We start from the raw sequence: 13,219 nt of genomic DNA, 5'->3' as shown, positions 1-13,219 counted from the left end.
CTGCCAGATACCGCTATAGATGCGGTCGATTCTGGGAGATTCAAGCGTCGTGATGTTGATGCAGATCAGAGAAGTCTAGCGTTCAAGCCAGACCAAGGAGGCAAACCGGCCGGTGCGTGGACTACGGCGGTAAGAAAAGAAGCGAGGATCGGTCACGGTGCATAAACCGCCACCATAAACAGCGGTAACCCCGCGAGCGGCCAGACGTAAACGCGCCAGCTCATAGATGTCGGCCATGAACTTGCCGGCATTCTGGCTCGGCACAAAGGCTTTGGCGGCTTCAGGCAATTGCTGGACGAAGGTATCGCGTACTTCCGGGCCGACTTCAAAGGCTTGTGGGCCAATGGCCGGGCCAAGCCAGACCAGCACGTCTTCGGGCGTTACAGCCAGACTGTCAAGGGTCGCCTCCAGCACACCCGCCGCCAACCCGCGCCAACCGGCATGGGCGGCAGCGACGCGGGTGCCGGCACGGTCGCAAAACAGCGCCGGAAGGCAGTCGGCGGTCATCGCGGTGCAAGCGATACCGGGTGTAGCCGTCCAGCTGGCGTCAGCGGTGGCTACCAGGCCTGGATCCGCTTGGGCCACGACAATGCCGTGAACCTGCTTTAACCAGGCTGGTTGAATAGAGAAATGATCGGTGAGGCGACGGCGGTTTTCGGCGACAGCTTCGGGGTTGTCGTCGACATGATCGCCGAGGTTGAGGCTGTCGAACGGCGCCAGACTGACGCCGCCCGCACGGGTGGTAACGCAGGCTTTCACCCCGGCAGGCGCAGGCCAGTCGGGAATCAGCCAGTCACTCATCCGATGAACGCCTCGCGGTCTTGCTTGAGCAGCGACAGCAACCAGACGAAGTCATCCGGCAGAGGCGATTCCCAGCTCATGCGTTTACCGGTAGTCGGATGATCCAGCTCCAGGAACCGCGCATGCAGCGCCTGACGCGGAAAGTTCTTCAGGGATTCGACCATGGTCACACTGGCAGCCGGCGGAATACGGAAGCGACCGCCGTAGGCAGGGTCTCCGACCAACGGGTAGTTGATGTGCGCCATGTGTACGCGAATCTGGTGCGTACGGCCGGTTTCCAGCTTCACCCGCACGTGAGTGTGGGAGCGGAAACGCTCGAGCACGCGGTAATGGCTGACGGCTTGCTTGCCACCTTCCATCACGGCCATGCGCTGGCGTTGCTGGCCATGACGACCGATCGGCGCGTTGATCTTGCCACCGGCTGTCACGACACCAATCACGATGCACTCGTAGATCCGGCTTACGCTGCGGCTCTGCAATTGCGTGACAAGCTGTGTCTGCGCCTGAATGGTCTTGGCCACCACCATCAAACCGGTGGTGTCCTTGTCCAGGCGATGCACGATACCGGCGCGGGGCACATTGATGATGTCCGGCACGTGGTGCAGCAAAGCGTTGAGCAAGGTGCCATCAGCGTGGCCGGCAGCCGGATGCACCACCAGGCCCGCAGGCTTGTTGATCACCAGGATGTCGTCGTCTTCATAGACGATGTCCAGCTCGATGTCTTGAGCGATCCATTCGCCCTGAGCTTCCTGCTCGGCAGTCAGTTCAAGAATGGCGCCACCGTGAACGATGTCTCGCGGGCGGATAACCGCCCCATCCACAGTCAGGCGGCCGTCTTTGATCCAGGCGGAAAGGCGCGAGCGCGAGTGCTCAGCGAATAATTGTGCGGCGACTTGATCGAGGCGTTGGCCGCCCAATTCGGACGGCACCTCTGCGCGAAGTTCAATTTTATCGGACATGCTCAGACTAGGCGTCGGCACAGCCTTTGGTTTCGGCTGCGCGCTTGTGGTTAAATACGGCGTCTTTTGCCCCGAGGCTTTTCAACGGGGCACTCATCATAACAGGACGGCCCCGCCCAAGACAGCGGCCGTCATAGGGACGCAAGCCGCCATGCAAGTGAAACACCTGCTGCTGATCGCCATCCTCGCATTGACCGCTGCTTGCTCATCGAAGGAAGTCGTAGACGAAAACCTGAGCGAAGTCGAGCTGTACCAGCAGGCTCAGCACGATCTGGACAACAATAGCTACACCGCTGCCACAGCCAAGCTGAAGGCCCTGGAGTCACGTTATCCGTTCGGTCGCTACGCCGATCAGGCTCAACTCGAGCTCATCTACGCCAACTATAAGAATACCGAGCCTGAGGCTGCGAAATCCGCCGCCGAGCGTTTCATTCGCCTGCACCCGCAGCACCCGAATGTCGATTACGCCTACTACCTCAAGGGTTTGACTTCTTTCGACCAGGACGTCGGCCTGCTGGCGCGCTTCCTGCCGCTGGACATGACCAAGCGTGACCCGGGCGCCGCTCGCGACTCCTACAACGAGTTCGCCCAGCTGACCAGCCGCTTCCCGAACAGCCGCTACTCGCCGGACGCCAAGCAGCGCATGATCTACCTGCGCAACCTGCTGGCTTCCTACGAGATTCACGTTGCCGACTATTACCTGACCCGTCAGGCCTATGTCGCCGCCGCGAACCGTGGTCGTTACGTGGTGGAAAACTTCCAGGAAACACCTTCGGTCGGTGACGGCCTGGCAGTGATGACTGAAGCCTACCAGCGTCTGCACCTGGACGAACTGGCCGCAACCAGCCTCGAAACCCTGAAGCTCAACTACCCGAACCACCCAAGCCTGGTGGACGGCCAGTTCGTGCCCTCGAAGGACGAAGCCGACAACCGTTCGTGGCTGAGCAAGGCCACCCTGGGCCTGATCGAATCCCGTCCGCCGCTGCCACCGGGTGAAACCCGCGCCAACCAGGACGTGCAGAGGCAGTTCCAGGACGCCAAGGACTCGATTCCGAACGAGCTCAAGCCTAAAGATGAAAACGGCGATGTGATCGAAGAAGAGCAGCACGAGTCTGAAGCCAACAACGCCGACCGCTCGTGGTTCAGCTACATGACCTTCGGCGTGTTCGACTGACGCTGAGTGTTGTGCCAAGAAGGCGCCTTTCGAGGCGCCTTTTTTATTACCGGATTTCAGGGGTGAGCGTATTGCGCTGTGCGACCGACCCGTCCTTGGCTAAACTGCCAATTCACTACTCAAAAAGCAGCTCACCATGCTTCGTTTATTATTCTGGATCGCACTGATTGCCGCTGCGGTATGGCTCTGGCGCAAGTTCAAGGCCCCGGTTTCGGGCGCCAACACGCCGCGAGAGCAAGATGCTCCGCCCATGGTACGTTGCGCTCATTGCGGCGTACATCTGCCCCGCGACCGCGCGCTGAGCCTTCAACAACAGTGGTATTGCAGCCAGGCTCACCTTGAGCAAGGCCCGGGTTCCAGTGATCGCTGAGACGTCCAGTCCCGGCAACAAACAGGCCCAGCGACTGCTGCGCCTCTATCACCTCTACCGTTTAAGCATCGGCATCACCTTGGTGCTGTTGATCTCCAGCAATATGGACAGCCAGTTGCTGACGTTTGCCAATGACGACTTGCTGCGCAACGGCAGCTGGTTGTACCTGGTGCTGAATATCCTGCTGGTGGTCTTTCTGGAGAACACCCGTCGCCCGGCGCAGTTGTTCGGTCTGGCGCTGGTCGATGTCCTGCTGCTATGCGGTCTGTTCTATGCCGCTGGCGGCATGCCCAGCGCCATCGGCAACCTGTTGATCGTGTCAGTGGTCATCAGCAATACCCTGCTGCGCGGGCGCATCGGCCTGCTGATTGCGGCTGTTGGCGCCCTTGGCATCGTGGGTTTGAGCTTCCTTCTGAGCTTCAGCCACCCCACCAGTCCCAATGATTACCTGCAAATCGGCACGCTCGGTGCTCTGTGCTTTGTCGCGGCATTGCTGGTGCAAGGCTTGATCCGAAGAGTTGAAGTCAGCGAAACCCTGGCCGAGCAGCGGGCCAGTGAAGTGCTCGGCCTCGAAGCCCTCAACGCACTGATCCTGCAACGCATGCGCACGGGCATTCTGGTGCTCGACGACCAACGGCGTGTGCAACTGGCCAATCACAGCGCCTTGACCTTGCTGGGGCAGGAAAAACTCGATGGCCAACTGATCGACGACCATTCGATGCCTTTGGTCGAGCGACTCCAACTTTGGTTCAACAATCCGACTTTGCGCCCGCAAAGCCTGAAAATCGCCAGCAATGGCCTGGAGCTGCAACCGAGCTTCATTGCCCTGGACCAAAGCCCGCACCACCAGACGCTGGTTTTTCTCGAAGACCTCGCCCAAATCGCCCAGCAGGCCCAGCAACTTAAACTCGCCGCCCTCGGCCGCCTGACTGCCGGTATTGCCCATGAAATCCGCAATCCACTAGGCGCCATTAGTCATGCCGCGCAGTTACTGCAGGAATCCGAGGAACTGAACGGCGCGGACCGGCGTCTGACGCAGATTATTCAAGACCACTCTCAGCGAATGAATCGGGTAATCGAAAATGTCCTGCAACTGTCCCGTCGCCAGCAAACCGTGCCGCAACGGCTGGATTTGCGGCCATGGCTGGAGCACTTCGTGGCCGAAACCCGCGAGGGTGCGACCGAGCGTCAGCTAGTTCACCTGCGAATCGGTTCGGGGGACTTCACAACCCTGATGGATCCGAATCAGCTGACCCAGATTCTCGACAATCTGTTGCGCAACGCCTGGCGCCATAGTGCCCTGAACCATGATCAGGCGCAGGTCTGGCTCGAGTTGTTTATTGACCCGGACAGCCAGTTGCCTACCCTTGAAGTCCTGGACAATGGCCCCGGCGTGGCGCCGGACCAGCGCTCGCATTTGTTCGAACCGTTCTTCACCACCAGCAGCCAGGGCACTGGCCTGGGGCTTTATCTGTCCCGTGAGCTGTGCGAAAGCAATCAGGCCCGCCTAGACTTCAAACCACGCCAAGGCGGCGGCTGCTTTCGCATCACTTTTGCTCACGGACGGAAACAAAGTTGAACATGAGCCCACGGCAAAAAATCCTGATCGTCGACGATGAGCCGGATATCCGCGAACTCCTGGAAATTACCCTGGGACGGATGAAACTCGATACCTTTAGTGCCCGCAACCTCGCAGAAGCGCAAGCTCTGCTGGCACGGGAGACATTCGACCTGTGCCTGACCGACATGCGCCTGCCCGACGGCACCGGTCTGGCACTGGTGCAGCATATCCAGCAGCGCTATGCGCAAGTGCCAGTGGCGATGATTACCGCCTACGGCAGCCTGGAAACGGCAATCAACGCCCTCAAGGCTGGCGCCTTCGATTTTCTGACCAAACCGGTCGACCTCACCCGTTTGCGCGAACTGGTCACCAGCGCCTTGAGTCTGCCGGCACCAGGCGGTGCCAGCAGCGTCATCGACCGTCGGCTACTGGGCGACTCCCTGCCAATGCGCAGTCTGCGCAAACAAATCGACAAACTGGCCCGCAGCCAGGCCCCGGTGTACATCAGCGGCGAGTCCGGCAGCGGCAAGGAGCTGGTCGCCCGACTGATCCACGACCAAGGCCCACGCGCCACCCGACCATTTGTGCCGGTGAACTGCGGGGCGATCCCTTCGGAATTGATGGAAAGCGAATTTTTCGGCCATCGCAAAGGCAGTTTCAGTGGTGCCATCGAAGACAAACCCGGGCTATTCCAGGCCGCCCATGGCGGCACTTTGTTCCTCGATGAAGTGGCAGACCTGCCACTGGCAATGCAGGTCAAACTTTTGCGGGCCATTCAAGAGAAAGCCGTGCGTAGCATCGGTGGACAGCAGGAAACCGTGGTGGATGTGCGCATTCTCTGCGCCACCCACAAAGACCTCGATACCGAAGTCGCCGCCGAACGCTTTCGCCAGGACTTGTACTACCGCCTTAATGTGATCGAATTGCGGGTACCGCCCTTGCGCGAACGCCGCGACGACATTGAGCTTCTGGCCAACAATATGCTCAAGCGACTGGCAACTGGCACTGGCCAACCCGCGGCAAAACTCCACCCGCAAGCCCTCGACGCACTGAAAAGCTATCGTTTTCCAGGAAACGTGCGGGAGTTGGAGAACATGCTTGAGCGGGCCCACACCTTGTGCGAGAACAAACAGATCGAAGCCAGCGACCTGCGGCTGGCCGAAGGCAACTGCAACCCGGATGGCGGCGTGCCGGACCTGACGCAGATCGACAACCTGGAAGCCTATCTGGAAAACGTCGAACGCAAACTCATCCTCCAGGCCTTGGAAGAAACCCGCTGGAACCGCACGGCAGCGGCTCAACGGTTGAATCTGTCGTTTCGGTCGATGCGTTACAGGCTCAAGAAATTGGGGCTGGATTGAGGGCCTCTTCGCGGGCAAGCCTCGCTCCTACAGATTTGATGTCGTTCACAAACTTATTGATCGACTCAAACCTGTAGGAGCGAGGCTTGCCCGCGAAGGCGATCTGACCGACAACAAAAATCATGCGGTCAAATACGCCCGGCCGGCGCATACGGCGCAGGGTCGATAATCGGCGCCCTGCCCAGCATCACATCCGCAAACAACTGACACGACGCCGGCGCCAGCACCAACCCATTGCGGTAGTGCCCGCAGTTAAGCCAGAGCCCGTCAAACCCCGGCACCCGACCGATATAGGGAATCCCTTCCGGCGACCCCGGCCGCAACCCGGCCCAATGCCCCACTACCTCGGCATCCGCCAGCGCCGGAATCAACTCCACCGCCGAAGCCTTCAGGCTTTCCAGCGCGGTATCGGTCGGCGTTTTATCGAAGCCTTCATGCTCCAGCGTACTGCCGATCAGAATGTGCCCGTCACGCCGAGGAATGGCATAACGACCCTTGGCCAGAACCATGCTTGGGAGGAAGTCCGCCGCGCACTTGTAGAGAATCATCTGGCCTTTGACCGGCTCGACCGGCAGTTCCAGGCCCAGGCTTTTCAGCAAGTCACCGCTCCAGGCCCCTGCGGTCAAAACCACCTGATCACCCGCAATGGCCCCCATCGAAGTCTGTACCCCGACCACCGCAGCGCCCTCACGAATAAACCCGCTGACCTCGCACTGCTCATGAATTGTCACGTTCGGCAGCGCCAGCAAGGCTGCCTTGAGGGATTTCACCAACCGTGGATTGCGCACATTGGCCACATCGGCCATGTAGATCGCCCGCGAAAAACCAGCGCCCAATACCGGCACCGCATCATGTGCCGCAGAGATATCCACAGCCCGCAGCGGACGGTTTTCCCGTTTGGCCCAGGCGAGCGCTTCGGCTTCGTCATCCAGGTCCAGCCAGTACAACCCGGTGGTGTGCACTTCAGGATCGACACCCGTGGCGGCGAACAGACGTTCCGCCAGCTGTGGATAAAAATCCTGGGACCAATGAGCCAGCGCAGTGACCGCCGGGCTGTAGCGCCACGGGTAGAGTGGCGAAACGATCCCGCCACCGGCCCAGGACGACTCCTGACCGACATTCGAGCGGTCCAGCAGCACGACGCTCTGTACTTCGGAGGCGAGATTGAACGCCGTCAGCAGGCCAATCACGCCGCCGCCGACAATCACCACTTGCTGTTGCCTGCTCATGTTCTGATCCAACCGTTCAATAGACAGAAGGCGCAAAGGGCGCCTGAAAAATAAACTCAGCGACCCCAGCAATCCTTGGTGGTCAGGCCGGACGTTGCATTGACCATGCCCCGAACGCCAGTATTGGTCAGCGTGAAATTACCGCACTTGTCGCTCGCCATGCTCGAACCGGCCTTGCGTGTTGCCGTCAGCAGGAAGGTCTGATCGGTCAGGGTCGGGGTGATGGTATAGAAATCATTGCCGGCGCTCAGACCGGTGGCATTGGTATAGACATTATTCTTCGAATAGAAGCGCTCCAGGATCTGTGCCTGCTCGGAAAGCAGACCCGCCACTTCAGTACGACGGCCCTTTTTTACATACTCGGTGAGGCTCGGATAGCCAATGGTGATGACGATCCCGATGATCGCAATCACGATCATGATTTCGATCAGGGTAAAACCTCGATTGGATCTGCACATGCCTCAACTCTCACTTACTGTATTTGTCGCCACATGATGCGACGGCCGCTGCCGCCACCGGATTTTTCCACCAGAGTGGTCACGCCACCGCCGGAGTCGTTCACAATCTTGCGGGATGCGTCATTGACGACCGCATTCAGGGTCGGGATCCCACCAGTGAAGATCACCCCGCTGGAAATCGTGTCAGTGCTGTCGACCACCCCGTCAGCATTGGTGTCGAGCACCGCATAGTTGAGCATCTTACCGCTGAACGCATCGAGTTCGACCAGTTTGCCGGAGCCGAAGCCGGCACAGGGGTCAACGGTATCCATACTGGCCGTGGTAAAAACGATTCGCCCTGCCACGAGACTGGCCTGATTGATCACCCGCTCCCCCGTCAGTACGTTGTTGTAGACCAGCGGCAAGTACCAGCCTTTCTTTGCCGGGTAGGTCACCTCATTCTGGCTGGTGGTGATGAATTGCCCGCTGCTGCCAGAGAACACGCCGGTCACCGCCTGCGCCTGCAAGCTGGAAGTGGTGATTTGCCCCGCGCCACCCTCCGCATCCCATACCGCGTAGAACGCCTGCAGATCCTTATTGGTCTTGTCGGCGCTCTCATTGAGTTTGCCGGTGCCGAAAAACACTTGCTTGCCGCCCGATGCATGATCGGCGAGCAGCGGTTGTACCGTGATCGGCTGAGTCGCGCCGCCCGCGGTGGTGAACAACGGCTTGCCGGAAAACGCCACACCCCAGGTATCGGTGGTGGTGCCGCTCAAATCGAACTTCCACAACCGCCCTTTCAGGTCGCCCCCATAAGCGGCCTGCACCACATTCTGCGAGTTGACCCGCAGCTTCACCGACGACAGGCCGTTGGTGGTTTCTGTACTGTCGACCACGATTTTCTTGATCAGCGAGCCGTCGCGGATATCCACCACATAAAGTGCTGCCACCCCGGAGTTGCTGCCATAACCGTTGGAGATAAACGCGGCCCAGCGACCATCGGCCAAGCGTGCCACTTCGGGGCGCGCATAGGCATAACCCAGATCATTGAAAACGTTCGCCGTACTGGCTGTGGTCGGCGCACTGATTTCCCACAACGCGTTAATCACGTTACCGGCCGAGGCGTCGAACAGTTGCAGCGCATAGAAGGTTTTGCCGCCCGCCCCTGTTCCACCAATCGCCAGGGTTTTCCAGGCGCTGTTGAGTTGGGCATCGAACACGCCGACTTGACCGTCGACCAGATATTTGTGGCTCACACCATTGATGTAAGTGGGGTCAGAGATATAGCGCAATGATGGCAGCACACTGGAGGGCATATAGCCGTAGCGTCTGACACCATTGGTCGAGTTGATGACGTTTACAAAACCGTCGTTGGCGTTCACCACCAGGCTGGCATTCATGTTGGCGGCTTTGGTAGCCAGATAGGTGCTGTAGGTAGTATCCCCTACCAGATCGGACGCGGTTTGGTCCGTGGGCGCGGCCAGTACGAGAGGCGAATTGATGATATCGCCGAGCAATACACTGCGCGCTCTCAACCCGGTTTTGTTGGTGCCCTTGCTCCACTCCACCAAATCGCTGCCTGTAATACCGACGGGCAGGCTCTGGTTGAGGGAAGTCTGTTGGACCGTAGAGAAATTGTTATAGGCCAGGGTAACGACGGCGTTGGTCAGGGTGTTCCAGGACTGGTAGGTCGGGACGGTAGCACCGGGCACGATGGTGGTGTCGGTCGTCCACAGTACCGCGGCCGTGTTCACCGCGCCCGCCGAGGTGAAGCCAAAAGACTTGATGGTGCCGCGCCAGTCCTTGGGGTCGTAGGTGGTCTGGAAGTAGGCTGAGTTGCCGGTCAGGGTCGTGCCGCTGGTAACGCCGCTGCCACCTGATCCGGCCTTGGAGGTGATGTCGCTCAAAGCCGAAGAAAGTGCACTGTTCAGTCCCGTGCCATCAGTCGCTTGGTAGTACCTTCCCTGTCCGTAGGTCGCGGCGTCCGCCAACATCTGGTTTGCCGCGGTAAAACCCACGGTATAGGTATTCATGTTCTGCCGGGAAAAATCCACGGCGTTCCAGCTTTTGCCTGTGGCATCGGTTCCCGTGGAGCGCATGTCGATGTCGAAGGCAAACTTGGCGATGTCATCCAGGTAAAGGGTATCGCCCTCCTTGTCACCGAAAGGATTGGCGCCATCATTACTGCTGATACCGTCCCAATTCGGTAACTGGCTTCTACCCAGCGGATCGTCAGTCGGAAAGGTATGGTCGAAGGTCGGCAAACCACTAGTGATTACCACGCCGTAATTTCTCTGGCAGCGATACTGAATCGGACTGGTGTAGGTGGTAGGCGTCGAGTTGTTGTATGGCGTCATTCCACGGAAATAGCGGGTGATCTCGTAATAGGCTTCAGCCAGCGGCGTATCCGCCTGCGCGCTCAGCTCGTCGATTCCGGCGATCAGATCGTTGTAGTTGGCATCGGCCTGAGCCTGGGTCACGGTGCCACTGACAGCCGACAAATCACTGACCGAACGAACGATATAACCGCCGTCATTCTTATGGTTGCCGACCGCCAGGTTGAACGTCGACAGACCGATACGCAGCGAGCGGTTGCTGGTCACCAACGCCTTGGAAACGTTGCGCGCTACATTCATCCGGTAATCATTGGGGATCGAGCCATCGGTGAAATCCCGGTCGGAGTTGTTGGCCAGGCTTATCAGATAGGACAGGTAATTCGCCGTATAAAGCGTGTCTTCGCTCCCCACCGGATCGGGAAGCTTGAGGCAAAGCGACTCCAGACCGAGAAGGCTGTTTTTATAAAAACCGTACCATCCATCCTTCGTGCATGTTCCATGAGTCAAACTCGACAAGGGAATATTGCCATCGGCCATGCCAAGCTCACGGCCTTTGTTGCACGAACCATTGGAGAGGCAAATAGTCACCGGGGTGCGAGCAATCGTCGGGTCGAAGCCTGCCGCCCAGATAATGCTGTTCATACTCTTCGAGTCGTCGAGCAATAGCATCACATTGGGCGCCACGGCGGCGGCGTTCAACAGCGGCGAATCCGAGGGCGTGAAGGCGTAAGTCGGCGCTGCCAGATAAAGGCTCAACGCCGCGCCGCAGAACAACTGCAACAACCAACGGCGCCAGCCTGTGCGGGCCTCAGTACTTCGCATAGATACTCTCCACCACACTGCGCGAATTGCCCGCGATGCCCACGGCGGTCACCCGGTACAGCGTTGCCGACGTGTTGCTCGGTACGTTCACGGCCGTCAGGGTGGTGCCGATGTTCTGCACCCCGTAAAAGCCGCTGCCGGAGGCGATCCAGGTCACCCCCGAAGTGGAGTTGAACCCGGCGGCGGTAATGACCGACGCTTCAGCCGGCGGCGCACATTGGCTGGTACCGCTGCAAACCGGTAATGAATAGGTATTCAACTGCACCGCGCTTTCCCCGACGCGCAACGTCGCTTCCGCGCCCTGGAACGATTGGTTGCGCAGGATCACGCTGCCGGCCATTTTTTCCTGCAACGTAGCGCTCTGCATCGACGAAAGACCGATCAACGTCAGCACCAGAAGAAACACCAGACTGACCAACAGTGCCATGCCGCGCTGGGCGTGAGGGGTCATGGGAGAAATATTCATCGGCCCTCCCCTCATTGCAACCGGTTGCGCAAGGCGGCAACCACGTTGAAGGTTTGATCGCTGACCCGGTGGTTCGGGTCGGTCAGTGTCAGCGTCAGTCGCACACTTCGGATTCGTGCCGGATCGGATGGGTTGCTGCTGTAGCTGGAGGCAGCCGTATCCGTGGCGGAGCTCGCGAGGCCGAAGCTCACCTTGAACGCACTGACATTGTTCACCAGCACCTGCTGGGTCGGCGTGCCGGCACCAGAGCCCATCAGCAGTTGATTGTTGCTGAAGCTGTAGATCAGCCGCCGGATCGGAAATGCCAACTGCCCGGATGTTGTCGTTCGTAGGCCGGAGTAGGCCGTTGCAGTGTTGCGACAGTCCGAAACCACCGTCCAGGTCGGCACCCCGCCACTGCCGCCGACATCGGCGGTGACAAGCGTTAATTTGAGGTTGGCATTGTCCCAACTGATCGGCGTGATCTGACTGGCATTGAAATTCCCTGCCGAGCTGGCGTCGATAATCGTGCCCAGGCAACCGAACATGCCGACCATGCGGATTTCCTGAATCATTTTACTCAGGACGAACCGTGCATCTTCCTGCATGCCGGCGGCGGTGTTCTGGCTGATGTAAGTGTTTTTAGCCGCGATGAAAATCTGCGCCACACCCAGAATCACGACCAGACTCAACGCCAGGGCGATCAGCAACTCGATCAGGCCGAAACCTCTGCTGGTTCTGTTCATGGTGTCGTCGCCGGATCAACGGTGGCGCGACTGGTAAGGACAAAACTGCGGCGCGAGTCGGCGGTATTGGCGGCCCGTGAGTCGTCCCAGGTGATGGTGATGGTGTACACCCGTTGGTTTCGGGTGATGCTGCCGGTCGCCGTGGCGCCGCCGAAATTGACGATGTTGCTGGTGAAATCGTAAAGGTCCTGATCCCGGGCCACGCTCAGGTTGCCCGAGGTCGGTGGCGTGACGGTGTAATCGGCGCCGGAGTTGGCGCGAATGCGGTCCATCATGTCGTAGGCGATAAAACTCGCCTGGCTGGTCATCCGCGAGCTGTCGGTGTACTTCAGCGCATTGAGCTGAATCGCCGCCGCGCCCAATAACCCTACGGCCAGAACCAACAACGCGACCAGTACCTCGATCAGCGTCATGCCCTCCTGTGCGCGCTTGCTCCAACCCCTCATCCGCAACTTCCACCCAATAGAATTCGTCCGTTCAAACACACATTCAGCGTCCTGCTCTGTGCCCCCAGTACATAACTGATCACGACGGCCGTGGACGGCGCCGACAAACCGCCCAGATTGTTGAAATCAATAGCAGTCACTCCTGAGGTTAGCGTCAGAGTGGCGCCACTGCTCATCGCCGGAACAACCCGCAATACATTGGCCGGATTGCCGGTACCGTCATAAACGGTCAGCTCGCCGGTCCAGACACTGCCACCGGCTGTCGGGCGAACCCGGGTGGTGAGGCCCCGGTCAATCGCCTCAAGCCGGGCGAAATTGAGCGCGCGTTGCAGGTCGCCGATCTCGGTGTCGGCCTTGGTGCTTTGCACCGAGCGGGTAAACGCCGGAACAGCCAGGCTGATCAGGATCAGAAACACGGCGAGCGTGATCAGCAGCTCGATCAGCGTGAAACCTTTTGTACGATGATCCATCGGTGCCCTCCGTTGCCGTCGGCTATACCTGCTTCTACACGCTAGAACATTCGACCGACAGA

The 13,219-nt window shown here is 59.2% G+C and carries 13 protein-coding genes; 4 read left to right on the top strand and 9 right to left on the bottom strand.

What is annotated here, in order from left to right:
• Positions 1–75: 75 nt before the first annotated feature.
• Together pgeF and rluD are read right to left on the bottom strand one after the other, a co-directional pair.
• Positions 76–801 carry a peptidoglycan editing factor PgeF gene (gene pgeF / locus PMI36_RS24675; RefSeq protein ID WP_008068433.1) on the bottom strand — a complete coding sequence of 242 codons (726 nt, stop codon included), beginning with the start codon at positions 799–801 and terminating at the stop codon, positions 76–78.
• Positions 798–1,760 (bottom strand): 23S rRNA pseudouridine(1911/1915/1917) synthase RluD, encoded by a 963-nt coding sequence (rluD, locus tag PMI36_RS24680; RefSeq protein ID WP_007901932.1) that lies wholly within the window; start codon positions 1,758–1,760, stop codon positions 798–800. Before rluD ends, pgeF begins: the two co-directional genes overlap by 4 nt.
• 151 nt (positions 1,761–1,911) lie before the next feature.
• Between rluD and PMI36_RS24685 the strand changes: the two genes are divergently transcribed.
• From PMI36_RS24685 to PMI36_RS24700, 4 genes are all read left to right on the top strand, one after another.
• On the top strand, positions 1,912–2,934 hold the full coding sequence (locus PMI36_RS24685) for an outer membrane protein assembly factor BamD (RefSeq protein WP_008068432.1): 1,023 nt from the start codon (positions 1,912–1,914) through the stop codon (positions 2,932–2,934).
• A gap of 136 nt (positions 2,935–3,070) precedes the next feature.
• Entirely contained in the window at positions 3,071–3,304 is a 234-nt protein-coding gene (locus PMI36_RS24690) for a PP0621 family protein (RefSeq protein ID WP_007901926.1), read from the top strand.
• Complete coding sequence (locus tag PMI36_RS24695) at positions 3,294–4,883, top strand: sensor histidine kinase (RefSeq protein ID WP_008068431.1); 1,590 nt, start codon at positions 3,294–3,296, stop codon at positions 4,881–4,883. Before PMI36_RS24690 ends, PMI36_RS24695 begins: the two co-directional genes overlap by 11 nt.
• Positions 4,884–4,885: 2 nt before the next feature.
• Entirely contained in the window at positions 4,886–6,226 is a 1,341-nt protein-coding gene (locus tag PMI36_RS24700; RefSeq protein WP_008068430.1) for a sigma-54-dependent transcriptional regulator, read from the top strand.
• Between the two features lie 128 nt (positions 6,227–6,354).
• On the opposite strand, the gene thiO is transcribed toward PMI36_RS24700, so the two are convergent.
• The 7 genes from thiO to PMI36_RS24735 are packed head-to-tail and all read right to left on the bottom strand — an operon-like array spanning position 6,355 to position 13,157.
• Entirely contained in the window at positions 6,355–7,455 is a 1,101-nt protein-coding gene (gene thiO / locus PMI36_RS24705) for a glycine oxidase ThiO (protein WP_008068428.1), read from the bottom strand.
• A 56-nt stretch (positions 7,456–7,511) separates the two neighbouring features.
• Positions 7,512–7,913: a type IV pilin protein gene (locus tag PMI36_RS24710; RefSeq protein WP_008068426.1), complete on the bottom strand. Its 402-nt coding sequence runs from the start codon at positions 7,911–7,913 to the stop codon at positions 7,512–7,514.
• 14 nt (positions 7,914–7,927) lie between these two features.
• Positions 7,928–11,050, bottom strand: coding sequence for a pilus assembly protein (locus tag PMI36_RS24715; protein WP_008068416.1), 3,123 nt, complete (start codon positions 11,048–11,050; stop codon positions 7,928–7,930).
• Positions 11,037–11,516: a pilus assembly PilX family protein gene (locus tag PMI36_RS24720; RefSeq protein ID WP_008068415.1), complete on the bottom strand. Its 480-nt coding sequence runs from the start codon at positions 11,514–11,516 to the stop codon at positions 11,037–11,039. Before PMI36_RS24720 ends, PMI36_RS24715 begins: the two co-directional genes overlap by 14 nt.
• Before the next feature lie 11 nt (positions 11,517–11,527).
• Positions 11,528–12,241: a PilW family protein gene (locus PMI36_RS24725; protein ID WP_008068414.1), complete on the bottom strand. Its 714-nt coding sequence runs from the start codon at positions 12,239–12,241 to the stop codon at positions 11,528–11,530.
• Positions 12,238–12,687, bottom strand: coding sequence for a type IV pilus modification protein PilV (gene pilV, locus PMI36_RS24730; RefSeq protein WP_008068413.1), 450 nt, complete (start codon positions 12,685–12,687; stop codon positions 12,238–12,240). The genes PMI36_RS24725 and pilV overlap by 4 nt, the downstream gene beginning before the upstream one ends.
• Positions 12,684–13,157: a GspH/FimT family pseudopilin gene (locus PMI36_RS24735; RefSeq protein WP_008068412.1), complete on the bottom strand. Its 474-nt coding sequence runs from the start codon at positions 13,155–13,157 to the stop codon at positions 12,684–12,686. Before PMI36_RS24735 ends, pilV begins: the two co-directional genes overlap by 4 nt.
• Positions 13,158–13,219 lie beyond the last annotated feature (62 nt).

The sequence above is a fragment of the Pseudomonas sp. GM79 genome, assembly GCF_000282495.1.
Taxonomy (GTDB): domain Bacteria; phylum Pseudomonadota; class Gammaproteobacteria; order Pseudomonadales; family Pseudomonadaceae; genus Aquipseudomonas.
Note: the sequence above shows the minus strand (reverse complement) of the source record. Positions and strands in the feature narration are given on the sequence as shown.